We start from the raw sequence: 24,342 nt of genomic DNA, 5'->3' as shown, positions 1-24,342 counted from the left end.
TTATACAAAATTAAATAATGCTTTTTAATTCATATTCTTTTCTCTTCTTCTTTTTGCCTGTTAGTTTTACTCTATTTTCCTTTTTTCAGCTTAGTCAAATCCGTTCAAAAACAATCACATTTCTATTTCTTGCATCTATTATTTTTTACGGATATTGGAATTTCTACTATTTGCCACTTTTATTAATCTCAATATTATTTAATTTTCTCATTAGCTTATTGATTGAGCGCATCAATAGAAAGTTCTTCTATGCAGGACTTATTGGCAATTTATCTTTACTTATTTACTTTAAATACAGCCAGTTTTTAGTGGCTAATATATACCTATTGCTTAATCAACCTCTTGAGTTAATTAATGGAGACTTGCCATTAGGCATTTCTTTTTTTACCTTTACTCAAATTGCTTATCTCACAGATTGCTATAGAAAACAAATTAAGGTGCCTCACTTTACAAACTACGGTTTATTCGTCACATTTTTTCCTCATTTAATGGCAGGACCAATACTTCATCATCAGGAAATAATGCCTCAGTTTGAAAATAGAAGAAAAAAATTGCTCAGCTGGGAAAATTGTGCAGTTGGCATGACTATTTTTTCTATTGGTCTTTTTAAAAAAACTATTATTGCTGATTCTTTGGCACCCTACGCAAATACCGTCTTTAGCGCGGCATCAAAAGAATCCATTACATTTATAGAAGCATGGTGCGGAAGTCTCTCCTATACTTTTCAATTGTATTTTGACTTCTCGGGCTATTCTGATATGGCAATAGGTTTAGCACGCCTCTTTGGCATCATTTTCCCTCTGAATTTCAACTCACCTTACAAAGCACCTAATATTATTATTTTCTGGCGTCGCTGGCATATGACTTTATCTCGTTTTTTGCGGGACTATATCTATATCCCTTTAGGTGGAAACCGCAAAGGCCATATTAATCGATACATTAATCTGATGATAACTATGATTATAGGCGGCATTTGGCATGGGGCCGGATGGACTTTTGTCATATGGGGTTTATTACATGGTTTTTATTTAGTGATAAATCATTTATGGCTGCTGTTAAAAACTCATTATTTTCAATTCTTCTCTATAAAGAAATGTATAGGTAATTCTTTTGCTCAAATCATTACCTTTCTGGCTGTTATGATAGCCTGGATATTTTTCCGAGCTGAAGATTTTACAACCAGTAATCATATTATTATTGCCTTATTTCAGAATGTTTCGTTATCCAGTACCTTGTTTCATTTTGAACAATTACAGCATTTGTTTGTACTTTTACTCATAACAGGATTAATCGTATTTTTAGGGCCTAATACTCAACAATTACTTTATAAATATAATCCTGCACTTGAAACTTACCCTGGGGAAATTGAGCCCTATCCAATTAAGAAACTGTATTGGTTACCCACAGTGTTCACCGCAGCAGTTTGTGCTATTTTAACCTTGATTTCACTACTCTCATTGGGGCATATCAGTGAGTTTTTATATTATAAATTCTAAGGTGAATTTAATTGAATCGCTTTAAAAAATTTTCCATTAATTATCTGACATTTATTCTATTTTTTGGTTTCATTATTATATTATTTAACTGGCTAGTTAATCCGTACGATATTTACAAATCAATACCTATTCAGAAACTTAGTAAAAAACCTCAAGTAACATCACACCTGCGCCTTACCAAGGCAATAGCAACAGAGTGGAAAAAACCAGAATATTTAATAATGGGTTCATCTACTGCTGAAACAGGCCTCAACCCGGACTTTGCTGCATGGGATAATTCTCACGTTTATAACCTTGGTTTGAGCGGTGCAAATATTTACGAAGTAATGCGCTATCTACAACATGCTGAAGCAATTAAACCTGTAAAAAAGGTCATTTTAGTAGTGAATTTCTTTATGTTTAATGCTTATGTCGAGAACAGAGATGATTTTAATGAGTCAATGCTTAATGTCGATATGAATGGAAATAAAAACCCGCGTACTGTAAATACTTTTTTTTCTACTTTGCTTTCTTTTGATGCTTTAAAAGCCAGTCTAGAAACCATAAAAAACCAGCACAAAAGAAACGCATTTTTAAGCAACGGGCAACTCGTCCATGATTATAGAGAAGAGCAAATACAACAGTTAAAAGGTTATAAGAATAATTTTTTGTATACAGAAAGTTATAGTAAAGCCTCCTTATTGCCCTCACCACATAATCAATATGATTTTACTAATCCTGAAAAAGGAATTGATACCATTGCCTATTTACAAAAAATCATAACGATTTGCGAAAACAACCATACGGAATTAATTCTTATACTTGCACCGGAACATGTCAGGCTTTTGGAAACTTATAAATTGTTAGATTTATGGGATACTTATGAACAATGGCAAAAGGAGTTAATGAAAATAATAGCAGCTCATAATCAAAAATACCCCAATTTAAAATTTGCTTTATGGGGTTTTAATAATATTAACTCCATTACAACCGAACAACTTCCAGATAAAGATGATGTCATAACCAAAATGCATTGGTTTTGGGACCCCCAACACTTCAAAAATGAATTGGGAAATCTAATATTATCAATGGTATTGAGGCTAAAAGATGAATCTGGGATTAGTCATTTTTCGACTTTACTGACAAAAGCTAATATTCAGGAAAAATTAGAGCGAGATAGAGTAACACTAGTCGAATGGGAAAAGGCTCATGTCAATGAAATCGTTGAGCTTAAGCAGAATCTTCTTAGAACTACTGACTCCCACTAGTTTGATGTGGTTCAATTGATTTAGACACACCAGTTAAGAGATAATTTGTTTAATTGGAGGTCACAATGTCTACAAGAAGAAAATATACAAAGGAATTTAAACTGGATGCGATTAGTTTAGTAACTGAGCAAGGATACACATGTCCAGAAGCAGCAAGGAGCTTGGGAATTAATTCGAATATTTTGAGTCGCTGGATTCGAGTGGCAGCGGAGAATAATGAAAATGCTTTTCGTGGAAATGGAAAATTGACGGAAGAGCAACTTGAAATTCGTCAGTTACGAGAAGAAGTCAGAAGGCTGACAATGGAGAAAGAAATACTAAAAAAAGCGACGGTCTTCTTTGCGAAAGAAGCGAAATAAAATATTCGTTTATCGCCCAACATAAGAAGACCTGGCCGGTTGGCATGATGTGCCATCTCATGGGCGTTACTTCTTCTGGATACTATAGCTATCAAAAACGGAAGAGCACAAAACCGAACAATGAACCAGAACATGAAGAGCTATTGGAGTGGGTTAAAAAAATCTCAGAATCCAGCAAGTTTTCGTATGGAAATCGCAGGATAAGGAAAGCACTGAATGCTCTTGGTTATCCGGTTGGCCGCAGAAAAACCCGTAGTTTAATGCGTGAAGCGGGTATTTTTGTTCGCTATAAAAAGAAATACAAAGTGACAACAAACAGCAATCACAAGCAACCTATTTTTGATAATGTTTTAAACAGGAAATTTCAGGTCAATGAACCCAATCGTGCCTATGTGTCCGATATGACCTATATCCCAACCCATGAGGGCTGGTTATACCTGACGGTGGTAATTGATTTGTTTTCCCGAAAAGTGGTTGGTTGGAACATGAGTTCGAGAATGAAAGCTGATACAGTTTGCAATGCATTAACAATGGCCATTTGGCAGAGAAAGCTAAAAGCAGGCCTTATTGTGCATTCCGACAGGGGCTCACAATATGCCAGTAAACAATATCGCAGCCTTCTCAATCAACATGGCCTTGTGGGCAGCATGAGCAAAAAAGTGACTGCTGGGACAATAGCGTTGCTGAGAGTTTTTTCAGCCGCTTGAAGGATGAATTAGTTCATTGGCGTAATTATCAAACCAGACGGGAGGCAAAACAAGATATTCTAGATTACATGACTATGTTTTATAACAATCAAAGATTGCATTCGTCTTTGGATTATCTAAGTCCGAATCAATTTGAAAATCGGTACTGGGGGTTAATGAAAAAAGTGGCTTAACTGGGGTGTACAAATTTGCTTGACCAGATATGGATGAGGTGCCATCATTTTTACGGTATGCCCCATTCCTATAAACATACGAGCCCAATAGTGTGCGCCGCCACACGCCTCCATTCCAACCAAGCAAGGAGGCAGCTGTGCCATAAACTCAATTAGCTTTTCCCTGGTTAATCTTTTTTTAAGAACGCATTTACTTTTTGCATTTATTCCATGTAATTGGAAAGCATTCTTTGCCAGATCGATGCCTAATACTTTAATATCTTTCATTATGGATCCCTCACCTTGATTGAATGACTGTTAACATATTCATTCTGGCTCAAATAGAAGCCTTTCGATAGGTGGCGGGGTCCATACTATTACGTCAAATGCTAACAGCTCAGCAATTGGATATATATTTATCAAATATTTGACACAATCGCACTGTATTTTTTCCGTCAATGATGCCCCATTCGTCACGTTCTTTTGCCAATTGCACAGCTAATGCCTGATATTGTTTGTCGTCAAGTAAATGATTTAAATGACGATCAATATCATGCAATTGCTGACTATTATATAAACCTGATGCGCCATCATAGATTTTTAAATTGTGATTATAAGCATCATAATTAATGGTAGGTTTACCACAGGCTAATGCCCAACGGATGGTTGATGAAAAGCTGGTCACGAAAAAAATATCATGTTTAGGAATTAAATTAATAACCCAATCATCAACAATATTAACATTAAAAGATTTAATCAGTGCGACCTCTTCTGGGGGAATAGCGGGATGCAATGAAACTGAGATAACTAAGCCTTTAGATACTAAAATTGACATTAACTGCTCAATCATTTCCTTGTAGCTAGGGAATTCATTTTTTTCTCTTCTAGAATGATGATAACTAGGTGGTAAAGAGACCAGAATTGAAGTTTGCCCAGCATTTATCTTTGTTTTTCTCTCATAAGCGTCCTGATAAGATTGAGCACTGTATAAACTATCGTATAGAGCATCGCAGTAAACACTACCTACTAAATTTAACTTAGTAGGATCAATTCGCTCTTTTTTATAATGATTAAGCATAGCTTTACTTTCCACAGCTAATATTGAAGCATTACCTCCATGAGTTGTCCAAGGATCAGGTAGGTCAAGTTTCATTTCCAACCTAGCTATAATTAATTCAGGCGGGAACAGCAATAAATCGCCCTCACTAGAAGTAATTATCCATTTTTTAAGTTTTTTATGAATGTAATGATGAAAATGAGAAGCATTGGCATCACATTTAATAATATTTTTCTCTTCAATTTTTTCATTAATTAAATTAACAAAATCTTCTTTACCACTAGCCTCATAAGGTATATCAATGATAGTAATCTTTTGCTTTCGAGCCTCTTGAATTAAATATACATTTCCTGAAATACCATCTTCCGCAACCAACACAAGATCAGGTTTGTATCTTTCAATAATTTTTTGTGCAGCATTTAAATTTGCAGTGATTTCATCTAAATATATCTGTTTTCTTAAAAATAATTCATTAGTCAAATGCATATATTCTTCTGGTTTAAAACGATAGAGTACTTTCTCAAACCAAGTCATCGGAGGAAAATTTTGTTCTGTTTTTACATTTTCTGATGATAACGTCCCAGTTTGTTGAATAGCAAAATTAATACCTAATTTTTGAGCCGATGTTTTGATAGACTCTATCTGAGCATCATTACATCCAAAGGCAACAAATATAATATCAGCATAGCGATCTTTAATACGTTTACATAAACATTCAAACAATTTTAACTGGGATAATGAATTGATACTAATTACGATCATTTGCGATGCTTAATTTTAATAGGAATAAAATATAGATTTACCATTTGACCACAACCATTAATCAACTGACGTGGTTTTGCCGCTGTTTTTATCGTCCAAGTCCTCATAGGATCTTCTGTTCTCGGTAATAAATCTATAGAAATCTCAAAGGGTATAAAATCAAAAGACTCCACTTGCTGAAATTGTGTTATCTGACGTTCAAGGGTCTGACGTGAATATGTATTCCATCCCATTTCCCAAGGCGCATTTAACTCAACTGTACGACGATAACGCATTATTGTATCTATAGGAAAAGGATTTACAATATCCAAAACAAGAACTAGCCCCCCTGGTTTAATCCAATGCATCAGGCTAGTAAATGTAGATTTAATTTCATCAAAACAATCAATCACACCAAAAATTGTAATGATATCGACGCTGGCCTTAGGTAGAAGATTAAAATCGCGCACATCTCCACTTATATAATGACTGGCTGGATCTCGTTTTCTAGCCTCTTTGAGCATTTGCTCGGAAATATCCAAGCCGATAAAATTAAAATGCCCAAAACGTTTTTTAAGAAAATCTATATAGTCTCCCGTAGCACAACCAACATCCAACCATGTTGAATTAGCTGGCCATTTTTCTACATCAATAAGATTTAAGGATTGCTTAAAACAATCTTTTGGTTGGTTTCTTCTATCTTCATTAAGATAAATATCATCATCAGCAATACGGGATCCAGCTAACTCAAGGGTTGTTTCTTCCATAAAAATCTCAACTTAGTATAGTGATTTTGTCTCGAGAGATGTCAAATTTATTAAAAAAATATAAGGGGATAATATTAAATTTCAAAGCAAAAGTCTATAAATTGCTCTAAGCTCAAATATTTCACTGAAATAAATAAATTGAGGAATTCTATTATTTCAAAAAATCAATAGAAGTGCTTTCATAAAAAATTATCGCCCATGGGATGAAGCCTCAGAACGAGAACAACACAAAGACTTTAACATTTTAGCAATAAGAAAAATAATGATTAAGGATTAACATGATTTGCTAGGCTACCATTATCTGTGGAGTAAATCCGCTATGTACTGATTGTTTTTTAAAATCAAAATCCAAACCCAATACCTATCTGCCAATATACGAACCAATAAGCACGGATTAATTTTTTCCGACCATATTTAACTTGATTTTTCGATAAAATATTTTTATTCTTCAGGCTATTCGAGATAAATTGGACTAAATCTATGCCAATACAGCTGAAGGATTTTACAGCCTCTCCCAATTTTCAAGTAACCGAAGTTGTTTTAATTTTAAGAAAATATGGTGTTGTCCTTATTCCAAATTGGCTTACAAAAGAAGATTTAAAAAAATTATCCGATGATTGGCATGCAATTCGTAATCAACGTTATAATGAGGATTGTCTTTGTGTTCATAGAGTAGGTGGGAATGTAGCAGACTATGCAGCGTTATATCGTAGTAAACCTAATGCAGAACAATTTCAAGCCGTAAATCAAATTTTTAATCATCCTAAAATTATTGAATTGGTAAATCGTATAGTTGGCCGGCCAAACCTATTAAATGAAGAAATTTATGCTACTTATGATTTAGGTAAAGGAGAAGAAATAGCATCTTCACACTTTGATAAAACCTGGAATATAAAATGTATGATTTACCTGCATGATATTCTGGGACCAGGATATGGCGCATTTGCAGTTCATCCAGGAAGTCAATATTTGGCTCGAAGAAAATTCAAAAATTGGTTCCAAAAAAATTGTTCTAACAATTCAATAGAAATAGGAACACCTGAGTTTTACGGGATGGGCAATGAAGAAATTCCAGACGAATTAGGCGAATGCATAGAAATCTTTGCTCCTGCAGGAAGTATGATCATATTTAGTACAGATGTATTTCATCGAGGAAGTTATCTAAAAGAAGGAAGAGAGAGAAAAATTATAAGAGGACATACCTACCCTGGTTATCAACTTCCTGGTAGTGGAGATAAAATAAGAAAGTACTTAAGGCAATGGCTGCGTGGCGAACAATGGGAATTACACAATAAACAATACAAACGCTTTTCCAGAGATGGTTTCTTAGAATGGAAGAATTATAAGAAAAATAAGAGAGCATAAGAGGTCCAAGTTAAAATGTTTAAGGGTCTTATCGTTACAGGCGAGTTAGGGCAATTACGCTATTACGAAGAAGTAGCTCGTCGTTTAAAAACCTTTGGTTGCCAATTAGGTTTTTGCTGTGATCGTGATGATCCTGGTGTTGCCCAAGCAATTTCTGATGTAGCAGCAAAATATCATATGAATTTTTATCATCACATGGAAACAGGGGACTCTATAGTTTACACTCCTAGTCTTCTCAGATCAGTGATTGATAAATTTTATAAATATAAAGTGTTCCCCAAGTCTAAAAATGCCAAAAGATTTGAGGCTCATATTTCAAAGGTAAAATTTGATTTATTTAGGAATATTCATTTTTCAAGACTATTATCCGCAAAAAAAATTCTCCAAGATTTTCAACCCGATGTTATTATCATTGGAGAAGATGGAATCGCTTCTGATTTTTGGATGATCTCAACAGCAAAAAAGTTAGGCATTCCAGTTGCCGTATTACCTTATGGTATTGCAGACTCTTCGTCTCTGATTTATAAAGGCATAGAAGAGCGCCATCATAACGGCGAGCTATTAACTACAGCGGATCCTGCAGTTGCACTAATCAAGGACTTGTATCCAAAATGGATCAAAAAAACCGTGTATGGTAACGTTATTTATTTTCCACCTGAATATATATTGGCATTAGAGGCTCTAAAAATACAGATTCCAAACCCTTGGTGTTTTCAAGGTGGTCAAGCAGATATTTTATTACTTGAAAGTGATGCTATGTATCAACGTTATACAGATGAAGGAATAAGTAAAAGAAAAATGCAACTATCTGGATCAGTGTATTGTGATGTTATGTATGATGTAATTCAAGAAGACATGTCATTGCAATTTGCCTTTAATAATTTTCAGAGACTGGATGAAAAACAACTACATGTTTTGGTATGTATACCACCAAGTGATCATGAGGGATGGGGTCATAAATGTGAATATAGCTCAGTAGCAGATTTTATTTCCTCATTGTTAAAATTATTTAATGAATTTAGTCACTTGAATGTAACTTATTCATTTCATCCCAGAATGAAGGAAACCGATCGACAAGAAATAATAGCTTTGGGCGTTATAGATTACCCAGGTTTCCCACTATATGCTATTCCTCGTTGTGACATTATGATTTCCTGTGGCTCAAGTTTAGCTCGATGGGCTTTAGCAGCTAGAAAACTAGTAGTTAATTTTGATATATATCATTTTGGTGTAAACGATTTCCCACACGTGCCTTCATATATTCAAATTAATGAAATGACGCAATTAAAAGCATTAATACACAAGGTTAATCAAAAACAAACCTGGTATAAGGATATCTTGTTAAGATCAAAAATTGAATCTGATAAAATGGGTAAAATTAATGGAGAAGCTACTTTATCTATCTTTAATGTTATTCAGAAAAAAATAAATTCACATTAGCTTAAGTAGCATGTAGAACAGTAGAAATAGGAGTTAAGTTTACAATGCATCAGGATAAAACAAAGTCAATAATTTACGCGAATCTTACTGATATCTTTACAGAACATAACACTCAAGGCAGTCATGTTGGCACTCGGTTAGTTAACACAATCAAAAGTACGCAGCGTACTCTTAAACCACCATTTCCTAAACAAATACAAGTTGAAACTACAAATATTTGTAATCATGGTTGTTCATTTTGTGCTTATACATTAATGGAAAGAACAAAAGGTCAAATGAAGCCGGAACTATTTAAGAGACTAGTGAAAGAAGCATATGATAACGGCGCCAGAGAAATAGGATTATTTGCTGGCGCTGAGCCCCTTACATGCAAATGGCTAGACGAATATGTACACTATTGCAAAACAATAGGTTATGAGTATATGTATATTTCTACAAATGGCTCAATACCAAATCAAGATCGTTTTAAACAAATTATTGATGCAGGACTCAATTCGATAAAATTTTCTGTAAATGGTGGTAATCGAGAAATTTATAAAAAAGTACATGGGAATGACCATTTTGATCGTGTAATTAGCAATATTCGTTTTGTAAGTGATTATAGAAAGAAGGTTCCGCATAAGGTATACATAGGTGTTTCTTTTGTTGGCATGGAAATGAGTAAAAATAGCTACTCTGAATTACAGGAACTTGTTAGAGACTACGTAGATGAAATAATCTATTATGAAGCTAGTAATCAGTCAGGGCAAATGAATCATCTTCCACTCCCTCCATACCGAGATTGCCATTTACCTTTTAACAAATTACATATCAGCAGAGAGGGCTATCTTAAGGCATGTTGTAATGATTATGAAAACTTACTGGCTATTGAAGATCTTAATAAAATGAGTATGTTAGAAGCTTGGAATGGAGAAAAATTCCAGGGTTTAAGAGAGAAACACCTTAGCAACAAAATGGATGGTACACTATGTGCAAATTGCATCAGGGCATCAAAAGTAAAGCCTAAACCTATTAATTCCAAACTAATAGAGTCAAAAGTACCTGAGCTTTTAACAAAAGAAAGCCAGGAGTGATTAATTCTACTAATATCTAAGCAACTTAGTACCTCCTCTATCGCCTGGTAAACGTTCACGCCCCTTGTAAAGGGACGTTTAAGTTTTGATGAGTTACACCCCACCTTTGAAGAGCATCCATAATAAATACCAAGACATCTTTTTGTTGTTGTTTACAAGTCGCAACCACAGAAAAAATTCGCTCAATAAAACGACTGCCTCGTTCTGATTGAGTTCCAAAAGTGAGTTTTTTAGAAATAACCAGCGGCCTTAGCTGACGTTCAGCATGGTTATTCGTTGGAGGTATAGTATTTTGATTTTAAATTGACTTATAAATTGTGTTAGTATACTGACTTTTTAAAATGAGTCATACAACAGAAATAAGAGAAAGAGTCCTATCGTATATAGAAGAAGGTTGACGTAATAGTATGGACCCAGCCACCCATCGAAAGACTTCTATTTGAGCCAGAATGAATATGTTAACAGTCATTCAATCAAGGTGAGGGATCCATAATGAAAGATATTAAAGTATTAGGCATCGATCTGGCAAAGAATGTTTTCCAATTACATGGAATAAATGCAAAAAGTAAATGCGTTCTTAAAAAAAGATTAACCAGGGAAAAGCTAATTGAGTTTATGGCACAGCTGCCTCCTTGCTTGGTTGGAATGGAGGCGTGTGGCGGCGCACACTATTGGACTCGTATGTTTATAGGAATGGGGCATACCGTAAAAATGATGGCACCTCAGTTTGTAAAGCCATATGTGAAATCGAATAAAAATGACGCTAACGATGCTGAAGGTATTTGTGAGGCGGTCACACGGCCTAACATGAAATTCGTTCCAGTAAAGAAAATTGAGCAACAAGATGTATTGTTATCTCATCGGGCACGAGAACTCGTCATAAAACAACGAACAGCTCAAGCAAACCAAATACGTGGTTTGTTAGCTGAATATGGGATTGTTATTGCATTAGGAATTAGTCATATACGAGAAATGACAGAAATTTTAGAAAATAACAAATTGAAATTAACGGTAAAATCAGAAGCTATTTTTATTCGTTTATATGAACAGTTTAAAGTTTATGATGAGCAGGTGAAGATTTACGATAAAGAAATTCAATACCAAGCAGACACAGATCCAATGTGCATAGAAGTTCAAAAAATAGAAGGTATTGGCCCTCTGATAGCATCAGCAATAGTGGCCTCAATTGGTGATGCCAGTGTGTTTAATAATGGTAGAGAAGTATCTGCCTGGCTTGGATTAGTACCCAAACAACATTCCAGCGGGAATAATGTACGATTTGGGGGTATTAGTAAACGAGGCGATCGTTACTTAAGAACATTGCTGATTCATGGTGCACGATCGGCTCTCACTCGCTGCGAAGACAAAGAGGACAAAAAAAGCAAATGGATGGCTGATGTAAAGCAGCGCTGCGGATTTAACACAGCAGCCGTAGCGTTAGCCAATAAAAATGCTCGCACTATTTGGGCGTTAATGGCACATGGTGAATGTTATCGCGCCTCGGACATTCAAGAAAGTATAGCAGCATGAAAATAATATTAACGGGAAAAATTATTGGTTTCATCTGATTATGATGAATGTAAAAAACACATTCACCATAATCAGATGACATGAAAAAAGCAAAGAAAAGAAGACACGCTTTAAAGATTGCTTAAGGTAAATCACGATTGATAGCAAAACAGGTAAGACCAGCTCTTTTAAAACCTATACTTGACCAGGGTCGCATATGAGACCGTTGACGTGATGAGGAAAAAGAGCGCAGAAACTATCAGGGTCCGAGTGAACGTATATCACTCAGCTAGAGACCGAATATATGACTGCATCTAATCCTGAATTGTTAAAAAATCTGAATTTATCTGTTGCAAAACCGGGCGGGGTCCATATATGGTCAAGCAAATAGGCATTTGATAAAAATCAGAAAACCAAGCATGAACTAAGCGTTTACTCAACCGGTATTTACTCGTTAATAAGCTCACCAGTGCCTGGGCTCTTGGCCCAAATCCTTTACGACTAACCCCATTGGCAAGTTACCTTGATAACGCCGTCGGCATGCACTACAACATCCTGTTTGAAGTTGGTATTCAATCACCTCATACCTTGGAACGGGTACTTCAAAAACTTGGTTTCGTTCAAAATGCTCTAAAATTTTTAATGCCTTACCACAATCACAATGGCTTTGAGGGGAGCAAACAATCACTGAATTAACATGGTCTATAGGTACTAAGGCGCGTTGATGTCCTTTATGTCCTGATTGGCCTCCTCGTGAGCGACCACCCTTTGGTTTACTCCGCTATTTCTTTTTAAGGTCTCGTGATGGAGACAATGAAGAGTTCTTCGAATTAATATTTAACTGTTCTTTAAGGCGAGCATTTTCTTCTTTAAGTTGAGTATTTTCTTCCTTTAGCTCAATAATTATTTTCGCTAAATGAGCCATCGTCTCTAAAGCTTCTTCCAAATTCTTAGGAGTTAAATTGATTTTCGTTAAATCATTCATAAAATCAATGTGTTACCTTTTAAACTCCTTATAGCAATTTTCTGCGAAAATAAAAACACCTCGTCACAAAAATTATTAAATTTTTTATGGTTATATGACAAGGGGCGTGAACGATTACGTAATACTTTACATCTAGTTATTTTAAGGTACAACGCAATGTTGATTTACCATATAGGTCTTCGCTACACGACAGTTTGTTCTAAATAGTCTATTGTTAAATCAGAAATATTTAATAAACTTATAAAAGCTTTTTGGGCGGCGTATTCAGGATTCTCTAATTTTTGGCTCCCCAACCAAAATTCTTTTTTTCCATTTTCTGAAAACAAGAATTTTAAATCATCCTTGCCAGGTTTCTTATTATCAAACATATATGCAATATTTTTAACTCTATATGGAGATGCATTTAACATATTATAGTTATTCAAATGCTTTAATATGTCTTCTTTGTAACATAATGCAATTGGACTAATAAAAGGAGTCGGTGAAAAGAAATTTAGATAACTTGCATCATAAAGGCAATTAGACAAAATACTGCAAACCGCATCACATAATATCAATGTGTGTTCAACTTTTTCATCTTTCATCAATCGAAATGAGATTTTTGCATTGTCCAGTAACCGAATAGTATTCAGCGCTTGTTCATTGCTTTCCCTCGGGTGCTGCCTGTATACAATAGTAGCTTCCGGACAGGCTTGAGGTACCAGAGATAAAAAATCCAACAATGTTTCTTTATATCCTGGAATATGGTGCAATGACTGACCAAACAAACCAATGACTATATCTTCCGTTGATAAATCAGCTTTTTTCCTTAATTCTTTTCTAAGATGAATAAGTTCTAATGATTTATACCAAGAATGTCGTGGTGAGCCTATGACTAGGCCTTTACTATCATATCGCTGCTCTGTTAATGCTTTTGCCTCCTGATCCAAGCAAAAATAATAATCTGCACAAGCACCGAAAAAATCATTAACTTCCCCCCAGAAATCTTGCATTACTACTGTTGGAATTTTATTCTTGGCAACTGTAATCAATGCTTCATCAATACCTGCGTCACCTGGTGTAGATAAACCACATAAAATAACATCAGGCTTTATTTTTTCCAATATTTCGCCAGCATAATTCAAAATAAGTTTCGCTTCCTCGCTGTCTTGCTGCTTTGCAATATAATTCGGTACTAACTCATATTCTAAATTGTGATTACTAAAATATTGAGCTGCAGGAGGTTGAATATATAAAAAAAAGTCGCAGTCAGGATTAGACTTGGCTAATTTTACAATTTCGATAATATTAATAGCAGCCCCGACATCCCTGGATGATACCAGAATTCGCTTTCTGGACATAAATTTACACCTGTAGAATTTTGTTAAAAGTAGTTTGCAACTTTTTAGCTAGTTCAGATAGCGTATAAAACTTGCGCCACTCCTGTTCATATATGATATTACCCTCCATTTCACATAATGTCAGAACACATAATGAGCGAAGAGCAATTGTTGATAACGCAAACCTGTCTGTTTCCTGATAGGAATAAGCACCACCGTTTTCAAGATAGGCAAGCATAAAATGTTTTCCTAATTCCAGAATATAATCAATCGATTCATATCTTATAAACACCATGCGCTCTAATATCAATGCTAATTCATAAATTAATGGCAAATAACTGTGGAGAGCATCCTCAAAATCAAAAAAATAGACATCCCCATCAACCATCAACATATTCCCGGGATGTAAATCCCCATGTATAGCTTGAAAATAGGCACCTTGGTTAAAATTCAAATCACTATTTAAAGCCAAATTTCTTACATAATCAGGAAATGGACCAATTTTAATTGTCCCTTTCGCAATTTGTTCACGTATTTCATTTAATTTCCATATTCGGTTATTTGTTTTAGCGATAATACTCTCTTGCAATGGATAATTTCTGAGTGCCATATGCATTTTAGCGAGAGAACCGCCCAGTTTTTTGAGAACAACAATTGACGAATTTAATCGATCCCCATCAAGAAATGGATAGAGGTAATAACTCTTCAAATCTGATGACAAAGCAGAGTTTGTATTTACCCCTTGTATCTGTAACCATCGAGCTAAATGTTCGGCTTGTTGATAATGCTCAAAATGTTCCTCTTGAAAGCACTTAACAAAATACATTTTTCCGCTTTGCCATTCTTTAATCAAATAAAAGTTAGATAACTGATCTTCAAAACATGCCTGATAGACAACGCCACTCAACTGCACTTTTCCTAATAGGCTCTCTGCCTGATTAGAATCGAGAGGCACATAATCAGGCAGGCCAGGAATTAGGGTCTGCCAAGTCGGGTTTTTAAGAATCATTTCTTTTAATATCAGACCATTGAATGGGTTTATCTGCTTTTACTGATGAAGTAAAACAACTTCCATTAACTAAATCCCAGTGTTGTACAGGTATACCTAGACATGGAAAAGCAAATCTTACATTATCTAATGAAAGTGTTTCACCAGGCTGGATATCTCTTTTTGCTACAACACATTGGCGTTGTGAGCTACCAATCACCCCTTTGATTTGCTGTCTTGGATTACGCTCAGTGCTACCCAAAGATTCCCAAACATCGTATACTTTTTGCAAAACATCAGGTAAGTCATCCAGACTCATCGAATGAGAAATATCTTGATCAAGCTCCTCAGGATATACATGAACCCCTTTTTCCAAAATTGAAGCGCCTAATGCAACAGAGACATACAACATTTCCAGACCATTATGGTGATCAGACAAACCAACAGGGAGATTAAATGCCCGCGAATAAGTTTGTAAAAGCCTGAGATTATGTGCTTCAGGTAACGCAGGATGCCCATCAGGGCTGTGTTGAATAATAATATCTTCACAACTAGCAACTCGTGCCGTATTGACCGCATTAAATACTTCAGCAATAGTTGATCTGCCCGTATCAATAAGTAAAGGCAAGCCTTTTTGTGCTGCGTAACGAATTAAAGGGATATGTACTATGTTAGCAGATGCAATTTTTAACGCACAGGCACCGTGCTGAGTTGCAAAATCTACTGCAGTAAAATCATATACAGACACTATAAACGGCATGGATGCCTTTCTAACAATAGAGAATAATTGTTCATATTTTTCCAAAGGCATCGCCTTACGCTCAATCAGCTCTCTATAATTCTCTTTTTTAACTTGACCATCTTTGGAAGTATAAGTTTCCAAAAGATCACTGGGAAGACAAATTTCAGGATCATTTAAAATTTCTGTTTTTAGGACAACAGGTTGTTTTGGAACCATCGCGCTTGCTTTTATAATCGATTCAACCATGTTTTTGGCAAGTTGATAATCACCATTGAAATAACTGCCAACTTCAGCTAAAAAAATTGGTGGGCATTGAGTACTGACATTAAAATTCCCAAGTTTAAATTCTCTTTCCACAATAGTATCCTCATAAATTTAGAGTGATATTTTTAATAAATAGTGATCAATTAATAGCTTTAAACCATTAGTAAGTTGTCTTTCATTTGTTTCAGTTCTCATAGTCCAGGTCCGAACTGGATCTTCTTTGGGTTTTAAATCAAAATGAATTCTGAAAGGATGAAAGCTCCATTGATTGCATTGGTTTTGTATCAATTCTCCAATGGTTTCCTTGCTAAATACATTCCACCCTTTTTCCCACTCTCCTTTGACACCTTTCTTTCTTTTTCTATGAGTTATTTCACAATCGACGCCAAATTCGTTGAAGGGTGACAATATATAAATTGTTGCGCCGGGTCGGCAAGCCTTAAATAAATTGGAGAAAAATATTTGTAATTCCGATTCATCAAAAATAGACATAACCCCAACTACAGTAATAATATCAAATTGATGGTGTAAACTATCAGGTAACTCCAGAATTGAAGCCTTCAAAAATTCTTTATCCGGTTGTAATCTTTTGCACTGTGCTATCAAATCATCAAAAACATCAATTCCTGTATAGCGGAATTGGGGATAGCGATCAGAAAGAAAATAGATTAATTCACCAGTAGCACAACCTACATCGAGCAAAGAAATGGATGCATTCCTTTTTTCTTGGGAAATAAAGAAATCAAGGAATTTAAAAATTTCCTTGGGATTTTTTGACCATCCCTCCGTGATGTAATGTTGAAAATTTTGATAGTTAGCAGACATGATTATTAACCTTATCGTGTTTTTCTTTTTCCGAAAGCAAAAATTCACAAAATTGCAAATCAAGCTTGTTATCAACATCAATACTGTCTTCCATACTCATCACATAGGGTAGGCAAGGAGTCTGATAAAATTTTAATTGCTCAAGAAAATCCATTGTTTTTAAAGCGTAAATTGCTCCATTTTGCCTATATACTTCTTCCAGGTCCTGAATTCTTCTTTCGACATCTTCTATACAAGTGAAGGGTAAAACCTCATTATCTTTGATTCGAACGCACTTCCCGGGATGGTGTTCAACCTTGCAAACACTCATAACGCTCTTCATCTCAGAGGCTAAAAATTGCGCCAGGCATTGTTGTAAATGTAAATCGGTTCTTAGAGGAGAAGTGGGTTGTAACAAGACAATATAATCAGGGAAATAATCAGTTTCACTGAATGTTTCTATTACATGTTTTACAACAAACTCATTGGACACTTTGTCACCAGCTAATTCCAATGGTCTATTGATAACGCTTACCCCCGCATCAAGAGCTATCTCACAAATTAAATCATCTTCAGTTGATACCACAACATCAGTAATTAAATCACAATGACTGGCAGCAAGTATAGTATGCACCAGCAAAGGTTTACCTCTTAAATTCAATGTATTTTTACGGGGCAATCTCTTCGATCCCCCTCGTGCTGGAATAATTGCCAAAATGCTTGGCTTATTGAAATGATTAATCAACTCTTGTCCTTGATATTTTGTAACAAAGGCATTGGAGAAGTAAACTATGTTTTTACTCTTTCTTTGCCTGCATTCCACGGTTTGTTCGAGGAATCCATAAATTTTTTATTATCCCTACATCCTGCAGATAAGCCGCAGAATGTCGAGACTAAAGAGCATCTTCTTAATCTTAAGGCACTAAAAAACCTGATGCCTTAATACCCACTGTCCATTATCAAAAGCCCAAAGATGCGGTGATCTAAAATGATTAGTCAATCTCTCAAAATATTCCCTATCCATTTTAGGTTGCTCAAATTGCTTAGCCGCTATAGGTAATTTTTTTGAATCAATGCTTAAATATTCAAAATTTTCCTTTTCAAAACGCTGCGGGTATTCACCATCAAAACGCCTTACTAAAGCAACTCCCTCCTCACGGACTAACTCCCCATTACGAATTTCCTGAGAACTGTCGTAAGTGGCTCGACCAATTCCAAATTTGATAAAGGTGGTGTAGTAGTGCAAATCATCAATCTTATCGTCTATGCCACTGTATTTACTATAGGTACCCGCTGTCCGCTCAGGAGAAGGGGTAAATCCACCATGATTTACAGCAAAGTAATAACACTCTTGCGGATGCCAAGGTAAATAATATCCCAGATATTGTACCTCTATCTTTTTCTCAACAAGTCTGTTGGGATTAGGTGGTATATATGGCTGTAGCTCTACTTCAGTTAAACCAAACTCTTCCTTCAACTCAAGCGCTGATATCCCAGAAAGATAAATATTGGAAATATCATTCGCCGTGAAATAACTGATGTCCTTCGTCGCTTTTTCATTTTCCTTGGCATTATTACCATATTCTGATGGATTCTCTCCATAAAACACCAATGGTATATTCAAATCCATTGCAATTTTTGGCGGATAGTACATTTGACCAAGAATAAATGGTTGAAACGGGTGATATAACTTTTCCAGTGCTAATCTGGTAAGCAATCTATGCACTTGACCATTGGGAGTAAACAGATAATTGTCAAATCCGGCATGTATCCATGCCTGGAAATTATTCCACCCCCAGGACGTATAAATATGGGGAGCCCAAGTCACTGTCAAGGGATTCATTCCATATTCATATTTCAACATGTACGCCGTGTAAAAACTGTCCTTCCCGCCTGAACCAGGAATAAGGCAATCGTAATGCCCCGTCTTGCTCCGATATTTATCACATAACTCTTTTAATTCCCTCTTTCTTTGATCCCAATCCACCGCCTTTTTCTTCTCCGCTACTCGGCATGCTGAACAAACACCTTCTTCATCAAAATTGATAGTCGGCTTCTTCGCGTCAATCGTGTGTTTGTATTCTTTTTCAGAATTAGGCTTTTGATTACTATAGGTGCATTTTTTGCAAAACATCACCTCATTCGGCAAACCATAAAATGCTTCTTCTGGTTTACTACCAAGCTTATATTGGGAAAAGTTAATTTCTCCTGGATATGTAATCATTAAATAGATTCTCCTAAAATATTCACTTGCCTTGATTATTTGCCATAAACCCTATGTATTAAATCCATAGTTTTTAAGCTATGCTTCAAGGGTTATAGCCATATTAACTTTGCCCTATCGCTCTTACAAACTTCAATAAGCTGTTTATAAAATCCTGCTTTATTATAAATAACTAAACTAAATTTTAATTAAAATTGTTTTAATAAAATTACAACTATTTACTTTTCCCCACTGTAATAGCGGCATTATTTATACCAGTAATATAATGTTACTTAGTAAGTGATTTTATTTTCTGAACAATAAATTCTTGTTGATCATTCCTGAGGTTAACGAATAAAGGAATACTCAAGCACGTTTCATAATAGGCTTCCGCTCCCGGCAAACTTTGTTTTCCATACCTTGCTTCATAATAAGGTTGTCGATAAACAGGGATGTAATGAACTTGTGTGCCAATTTGATGCTCGGCTAAATACTTCATCACCTGAGCTCTACTTCTATTTAGAAGTTTAAAATTAATACGTAGTACATATAAATGCCAAGCCGTTTGAGAAAAAATATTCTTTTTGAGCCCCTGAAAATAACTATTCTTAAAATGCTCATCATAATAGTTAACAATTTTTTGACGTGCATCCTTGAAATTGTCTATTTTTTGTAACTGACTGCAGCCTAGAGCACAACTAATATCAGTTACACGATAGTTGTATCCAATTTCCTGCATCTCATAGTACCAAGGATTAACATTACCATATTCATCATATGCCTGGATTTTATTCTCCCAATTCTTTTCATTTCTAATCATGCCATGACTTCTTAACATTCTTACTTTTTCAGCCAAAATCGAATTTTTTGTTGTGATAGCTCCTCCTTCTCCAAGAGCTATTGTTTTAACCGGATGAAATGAGAAAGTAGCCAGATCACAATACAGACCCGACCCAATTGGACTAATCACTCCTTCATTGTTAACATAATTTGTCCCTATGGCATGTGCAGAGTCATCCACTATTTTTAGGTTATATTTTTTGGCAACTGCCGCAATTTCTTCTAAATTTTCACATTGACCTGCAAAATGCACATTGATTAATGCTTTTATATCATCTCTGGACTCTGAATTTCGAATAGCTGTTTCCAACGTTTCCGCTGTCATCAAACCAGTTTCCGGGTCCACATCAGCAAAAATGACTTCCGCATCAACATAACGCACAGCATTTGCTGTTGCAAGAAAAGTAATAGCTGGAACAATAACCTGATCCCCTTTTTTAATATCAAGCGCTAGAAGAGCAAGATGCAATGCAGTAGTCCCATTAGAACATGCAACAGCATAATCAGCTTGTGTCACTTCACATATTTTATTTTCAAATTGCTCAACTGCCGGGCCACATGTAAGCCAATCACTTTTTAAAACATTTATAACGGCTTTTATATCAGTTTCATCAATTGCATGACGACCATAAGGAATCCAATCATTCATTTAACCACTCCTGGAATTGACTTTGCTCAATCCATTCTGAATTGGTTTCACTTGAATAAATATATCCTTTTGTTACCCTTGGATTCTGTTCATTAGACTTGTATGGACCCTCACAAAATGGTTCAATGATATATCGATCGGGCAACTCAACAGTCTGACTCGATTCATCACCTGTCAAAAGCCATTCATGCAATTTTTCGCCAGGACGAATTCCAATAGTGTGTGTATCAATATCATTTGAAAACCATTGTGCAATATCAATAATTTTCATACTTGGGATTTTAGGAATAAAAATTTCTCCCCCTTGCATCATCGCTATTGAAGACAATACAAAATCTACACTCTGCGGAAGAGTAATCCAAAAACGTGTCATGCGAGGATCTGTTATAGGTAAGGATTTTATCCCCTCCTGAATTAATTTTCTGAAAAGTGGTAACACACTCCCACGAGATCCTATGACGTTTCCATAACGCACAACTGAGAAAATGGTAGGATCACTTCCTCGAATATTGTTTGCTGCAACAAAGATCTTCTCTGCGGCCAATTTGCTGGCACCATATAAATTAATGGGGTTTACCGCCTTATCAGTTGATAATGCAATTACTTTTTTTACCTGATTTCTCAGAGCTGCTCTTACAATATTTTCTGCACCTATTACATTCGTATGAATACACTCATAGGGATTATATTCCGCGATAGAAACATGTTTTAAGGCTGCTGCATGGACTACAATATCCACGTCTCGGAAAGCCATTTCGAGACGATTATAATCACGCACATCTCCTATAAAATAACGAATGAAAGGGTATTTTTTCTCTGGAAATTGAATAGCCAACTCATATTGCTTTAATTCATCCCGCGAAAAAATAATTAATTTTTTTGGAGAAAAACGTTCAATAATTCTTTTTAAGAAAACAACACCAAAGGATCCTGTTCCACCAGTGATTAATATAGTTTTTTGATTTAAATCAGGAACATGCGAAAAAAAATTTTTTATCATAACAAGCTCTCAAATAGTTAAATTCTAGACGCATTGCCAAACAAGAATACTTGTTGAATTAAAGGCACTAGTTCCCAATACATCTTTCTTATAATCAATAATTCTAATATCACCATTGTTTTGGTGTCTTAGCATAGTATCCAATAAATCAGAATTATATAAATTGTGGTTATTATATTTATGCTGTAATTGATGAAACAATGATGAATCCTCTGGATTAAGAATAGGTTCAAAATGAATAATGATTTCAGGTTTGTATTTCAACTCTCTAATTTGCTCAACCAAATTTGTTTTACTTAATTGTATTTGTTCAATTGAATGAGAAGTAAAAAGAATATACTTATCATTCACATCATCGACTAATTTAAATAATGAATCCTGTTGGTAATAATCAAAAAATTTAAAACAGCCCGAGATATTAAAATGATTCGCAACTGCATTCGCTAATTTTAATGCATTTTCACAAATATCCCCGCCAATAATTTGGTTTATAGGAAGTTTTTGATAAAGACCAAAAAGATTTTTTCCAGTACCACATCCTAATTCCACGAGACTATATGATGGGTACTGATTGATGTAGCTAGCTATAGTATCAATAAGCAAGTTTTCATAAAGTGAATTTAAAGTCGACCAGTTTGTAATATAAAGTTCTTGATTAATACTGATTAAATGTTCATCTTTTGATACACCATAAATTTCGCTATTTTGAATTATTTGATTTTTTATTTCTTCATCAAGAAACCTAAAAAACCGTCCTAATGAAAGATTTTTACTTGATTCGCTATATTTACCCCACAGCAACAATGCCTTTTTATACCAGTAGTTTTCATATTCATCTAAGATTTGATTATTATTTCTTTCCTTTTTTTGCCAATTATCTAAACCTAATAATCGTTTAGGCCAAGCAGAATAAGCAGCAGACTCTAAAAAATCTATTTTTTTAAGCTTCATATATTAAATTCTCTTGATGATGATGAATTTCCTTGACCGACTTATAGAAAAAGTTACGAATAAAATCTCGAACTAATTTTGCATTTTCTAAAGCATCAAAATTTTCTACAAATGCCGACAAATCAGAGCTAACGACACCATATTCCATTCTGTTAATAAGTTTATTAATGGAATGTTCAAGTGTTGCTTTATCTATTTTAAACTGCAGAATATCTTTCAATTTTAAATCAGGCGAATACAGAAAAGCTCCTGGTAATCCTTGATAATATATGGTTCCAAAAATTACTGCATTTTTCCCTAAATGTAAGGCTTCCCAACCAGCTGTTCCGTTAACTGTCGCAACAAATTGAGAACTTTTAATCAAATCAAGAGATGAAAAATAACGATCTATCATAACTAAATTAGGTATTGATTGCAGGCGCTTGAAAAAAACTGGATCTCTTGCAAATTCAAACTGTGGCCAATGTTCTTTCACATAAATTGACCAATCCTTTGGTATTAAAACACGTATTTTCTCTATAGCCGAAATGATATCCTTGTAAAAGCCACCTAAACATTCTGTAGTTAATTCAGGTTGAAAATTCAAAGGAAAATAAACATATGGCACTTGCATATCAACTTCCTTATGAGAAATTGCATTCAAGGTTTCAATAAAAGTTCTGTATTTAATACTTTTGAGCAAGGCAGAAGTCGCTGCTTCCGCCTTAGGTAAATCATAAAAATTTTTTGTTAAATATTTTGCAAACAACTTCACTGAATGAACTGGGTTTTTAATTGTTTGATCTTTTGAAAGATTTCTGATGAGATTTTCTAATAATTTTGTATACAGCTTTGAAAATAAACGAGGCATAAAGCGATTTAATAAGAAATTAACCTTCTGCATAAGGGGTTTAAGCTGGGGTTTAAGCTGGGCTTTAATCCTGAAAAAAATACCTTTAGTTTTTTCTAATCTGTATACGGATTTTATATCGTCATAAAATTTCTTTTCATCATAGAACAAATGCGAGTAATCAACCATATAAAAAGGCTGCTTAGGTTCATTGATTTTATATTTACTTTCCTCATTTTTCACAGGCCTTGCTTCATCGCAATAATAGAGAGAAAAATCAGGTCTCTTACTTTTCAATTCAGAAAAATAGAAAAAGCGATTAGGTATATTCGCCTGATATAGAAAAAGCGTTTTTATATTAAAGTAATTGGCCGCTTGGGTAAGTAAAATATCGATGCTAGTATGAGGAAAAGTATCTATAATGATAAGATTAATATGATTTTCTGTAATTAGCTTATAGATAAGATAGCAATAACGGGCAAATTGATGAAAATATTCATAATTTGAATTAAAACTTAAAATATATTCTCTCGAATTAAATTGAGCTTCTGATCTTCTTGAGGAACTAATTAAAAAGTCTCCCAAGGCTTCTTGCATGGTGTTGAGATAAGCCTCTGGAAGTGAAAGGGAATAATCATAGTCAGTATCATACTTATAAGCTTCATTAATATTAATGTCGTTGCCTTCAAATACCCCATACCAAATAACATTATTAAAATCAGGATGACTCTTCATAGATCTTACTATGGGAGATGTATCTTTACCGGTTAGTCCAAATATAATGCAATTAATTTTCATGACACTTCCCTTAAAAAAGCAAATGATAATCCTAGTCGTCTAGTGAATCAAATCAAT

General features: G+C 34.8%; 21 protein-coding genes and 2 pseudogenes. 7 read left to right on the top strand and 16 right to left on the bottom strand.

Features of this window, described 5'->3' with window-relative positions; translation table 11 throughout:
- Window positions 1–308: 308 nt before the first annotated feature.
- From OQJ02_RS04025 to OQJ02_RS04015, 3 genes and pseudogenes are all read left to right on the top strand, one after another.
- Window positions 309–1,496: an MBOAT family O-acyltransferase gene (locus OQJ02_RS04025; RefSeq protein ID WP_265717975.1), complete on the top strand. Its 1,188-nt coding sequence runs from the start codon at window positions 309–311 to the stop codon at window positions 1,494–1,496.
- Window positions 1,497–1,507: 11 nt separating this feature from the next.
- A complete protein-coding gene (locus tag OQJ02_RS04020; protein ID WP_265717974.1) occupies window positions 1,508–2,743 on the top strand; it encodes a hypothetical protein in 1,236 nt (411 codons plus the stop codon).
- 65 nt (window positions 2,744–2,808) lie between these two features.
- A pseudogene (locus OQJ02_RS04015) lies at window positions 2,809–3,982 on the top strand (IS3 family transposase).
- 36 nt (window positions 3,983–4,018) lie between these two features.
- On the opposite strand, the pseudogene OQJ02_RS04010 reads toward OQJ02_RS04015, so the two are convergent.
- The 3 genes and pseudogenes from OQJ02_RS04010 to OQJ02_RS04000 all read right to left on the bottom strand — a co-directional run.
- Window positions 4,019–4,249: pseudogene (locus OQJ02_RS04010) on the bottom strand (IS110 family transposase); the annotation flags it as partial.
- Between the two features lie 109 nt (window positions 4,250–4,358).
- On the bottom strand, window positions 4,359–5,780 hold the full coding sequence (locus OQJ02_RS04005) for a hypothetical protein (protein WP_265717973.1): 1,422 nt from the start codon (window positions 5,778–5,780) through the stop codon (window positions 4,359–4,361).
- The gene (locus OQJ02_RS04000; RefSeq protein WP_061504415.1) at window positions 5,777–6,526 is read right to left on the bottom strand and encodes a class I SAM-dependent methyltransferase; all 750 of its coding nucleotides are present in this window, start codon (window positions 6,524–6,526) and stop codon (window positions 5,777–5,779) included. The genes OQJ02_RS04005 and OQJ02_RS04000 overlap by 4 nt, the downstream gene beginning before the upstream one ends.
- Window positions 6,527–7,006: 480 nt before the next feature.
- On the opposite strand from OQJ02_RS04000, the gene OQJ02_RS03995 reads away from it, so the two are divergent.
- From OQJ02_RS03995 to OQJ02_RS03985, 3 genes are read left to right on the top strand one after another with little or no spacing between them, the layout of a single operon-like run.
- Window positions 7,007–7,891 (top strand): hypothetical protein, encoded by an 885-nt coding sequence (locus OQJ02_RS03995; protein ID WP_061504416.1) that lies wholly within the window; start codon window positions 7,007–7,009, stop codon window positions 7,889–7,891.
- A gap of 15 nt (window positions 7,892–7,906) precedes the next feature.
- Entirely contained in the window at window positions 7,907–9,331 is a 1,425-nt protein-coding gene (locus OQJ02_RS03990) for a hypothetical protein (RefSeq protein ID WP_061504417.1), read from the top strand.
- A 44-nt stretch (window positions 9,332–9,375) separates the two neighbouring features.
- Window positions 9,376–10,404 carry a radical SAM/SPASM domain-containing protein gene (locus tag OQJ02_RS03985; protein WP_061504418.1) on the top strand — a complete coding sequence of 343 codons (1,029 nt, stop codon included), beginning with the start codon at window positions 9,376–9,378 and terminating at the stop codon, window positions 10,402–10,404.
- A 55-nt stretch (window positions 10,405–10,459) separates the two neighbouring features.
- Here the strand turns inward: OQJ02_RS03985 and OQJ02_RS15455 are convergent, their stop codons facing one another.
- Entirely contained in the window at window positions 10,460–10,690 is a 231-nt protein-coding gene (locus tag OQJ02_RS15455; protein ID WP_416209895.1) for a hypothetical protein, read from the bottom strand.
- A 206-nt stretch (window positions 10,691–10,896) separates the two neighbouring features.
- Here OQJ02_RS15455 and OQJ02_RS03980 point away from each other — a divergent pair, with 206 nt between their 5' ends.
- Window positions 10,897–11,934 (top strand): IS110 family transposase, encoded by a 1,038-nt coding sequence (locus OQJ02_RS03980; RefSeq protein WP_265717972.1) that lies wholly within the window; start codon window positions 10,897–10,899, stop codon window positions 11,932–11,934.
- A gap of 442 nt (window positions 11,935–12,376) precedes the next feature.
- Here OQJ02_RS03980 and OQJ02_RS03975 read toward each other — a convergent pair whose 3' ends face one another.
- From OQJ02_RS03975 to OQJ02_RS03920, 12 genes are all read right to left on the bottom strand, one after another.
- Window positions 12,377–12,601: a hypothetical protein gene (locus OQJ02_RS03975; protein WP_265717971.1), complete on the bottom strand. Its 225-nt coding sequence runs from the start codon at window positions 12,599–12,601 to the stop codon at window positions 12,377–12,379.
- 93 nt (window positions 12,602–12,694) lie between these two features.
- Complete coding sequence (locus tag OQJ02_RS03970) at window positions 12,695–12,898, bottom strand: DUF6444 domain-containing protein (RefSeq protein ID WP_265717970.1); 204 nt, start codon at window positions 12,896–12,898, stop codon at window positions 12,695–12,697.
- A gap of 182 nt (window positions 12,899–13,080) precedes the next feature.
- Window positions 13,081–14,238: a hypothetical protein gene (locus OQJ02_RS03965; RefSeq protein WP_265717969.1), complete on the bottom strand. Its 1,158-nt coding sequence runs from the start codon at window positions 14,236–14,238 to the stop codon at window positions 13,081–13,083.
- A gap of 4 nt (window positions 14,239–14,242) precedes the next feature.
- Window positions 14,243–15,226, bottom strand: a complete 984-nt coding sequence (locus OQJ02_RS03960) for a phosphotransferase (protein WP_265717968.1) — start codon at window positions 15,224–15,226, stop codon at window positions 14,243–14,245.
- The gene (locus OQJ02_RS03955) at window positions 15,216–16,304 is read right to left on the bottom strand and encodes an N-acetylneuraminate synthase family protein (protein ID WP_265717967.1); all 1,089 of its coding nucleotides are present in this window, start codon (window positions 16,302–16,304) and stop codon (window positions 15,216–15,218) included. The genes OQJ02_RS03960 and OQJ02_RS03955 overlap by 11 nt, the downstream gene beginning before the upstream one ends.
- Window positions 16,305–16,322: 18 nt before the next feature.
- On the bottom strand, window positions 16,323–17,036 hold the full coding sequence (locus OQJ02_RS03950; RefSeq protein ID WP_265717966.1) for a class I SAM-dependent methyltransferase: 714 nt from the start codon (window positions 17,034–17,036) through the stop codon (window positions 16,323–16,325).
- On the bottom strand, window positions 17,026–17,838 hold the full coding sequence (locus tag OQJ02_RS03945; RefSeq protein WP_265717965.1) for a cytidylyltransferase domain-containing protein: 813 nt from the start codon (window positions 17,836–17,838) through the stop codon (window positions 17,026–17,028). Before OQJ02_RS03945 ends, OQJ02_RS03950 begins: the two co-directional genes overlap by 11 nt.
- Before the next feature lie 99 nt (window positions 17,839–17,937).
- Window positions 17,938–19,239: an N-acetyl sugar amidotransferase gene (locus OQJ02_RS03940; RefSeq protein ID WP_265717964.1), complete on the bottom strand. Its 1,302-nt coding sequence runs from the start codon at window positions 19,237–19,239 to the stop codon at window positions 17,938–17,940.
- Between the two features lie 268 nt (window positions 19,240–19,507).
- Window positions 19,508–20,707, bottom strand: coding sequence for a UDP-4-amino-4,6-dideoxy-N-acetyl-beta-L-altrosamine transaminase (pseC, locus tag OQJ02_RS03935; protein WP_265717963.1), 1,200 nt, complete (start codon window positions 20,705–20,707; stop codon window positions 19,508–19,510).
- A complete protein-coding gene (gene pseB, locus OQJ02_RS03930; RefSeq protein WP_265717962.1) occupies window positions 20,700–21,707 on the bottom strand; it encodes a UDP-N-acetylglucosamine 4,6-dehydratase (inverting) in 1,008 nt (335 codons plus the stop codon). Before pseB ends, pseC begins: the two co-directional genes overlap by 8 nt.
- A gap of 24 nt (window positions 21,708–21,731) precedes the next feature.
- A complete protein-coding gene (locus OQJ02_RS03925) occupies window positions 21,732–22,658 on the bottom strand; it encodes a class I SAM-dependent methyltransferase (RefSeq protein ID WP_265717961.1) in 927 nt (308 codons plus the stop codon).
- Window positions 22,648–24,285: a capsule biosynthesis protein gene (locus OQJ02_RS03920; RefSeq protein WP_265717960.1), complete on the bottom strand. Its 1,638-nt coding sequence runs from the start codon at window positions 24,283–24,285 to the stop codon at window positions 22,648–22,650. Before OQJ02_RS03920 ends, OQJ02_RS03925 begins: the two co-directional genes overlap by 11 nt.
- Between the last annotated feature and the right edge of the window lie 57 nt (window positions 24,286–24,342).

It is taken from the genome of Legionella sp. PATHC032 (genome assembly GCF_026191185.1).
Lineage (GTDB): Bacteria > Pseudomonadota > Gammaproteobacteria > Legionellales > Legionellaceae > Legionella.
This window is presented reverse-complemented; position numbering and strand designations above follow the sequence as displayed.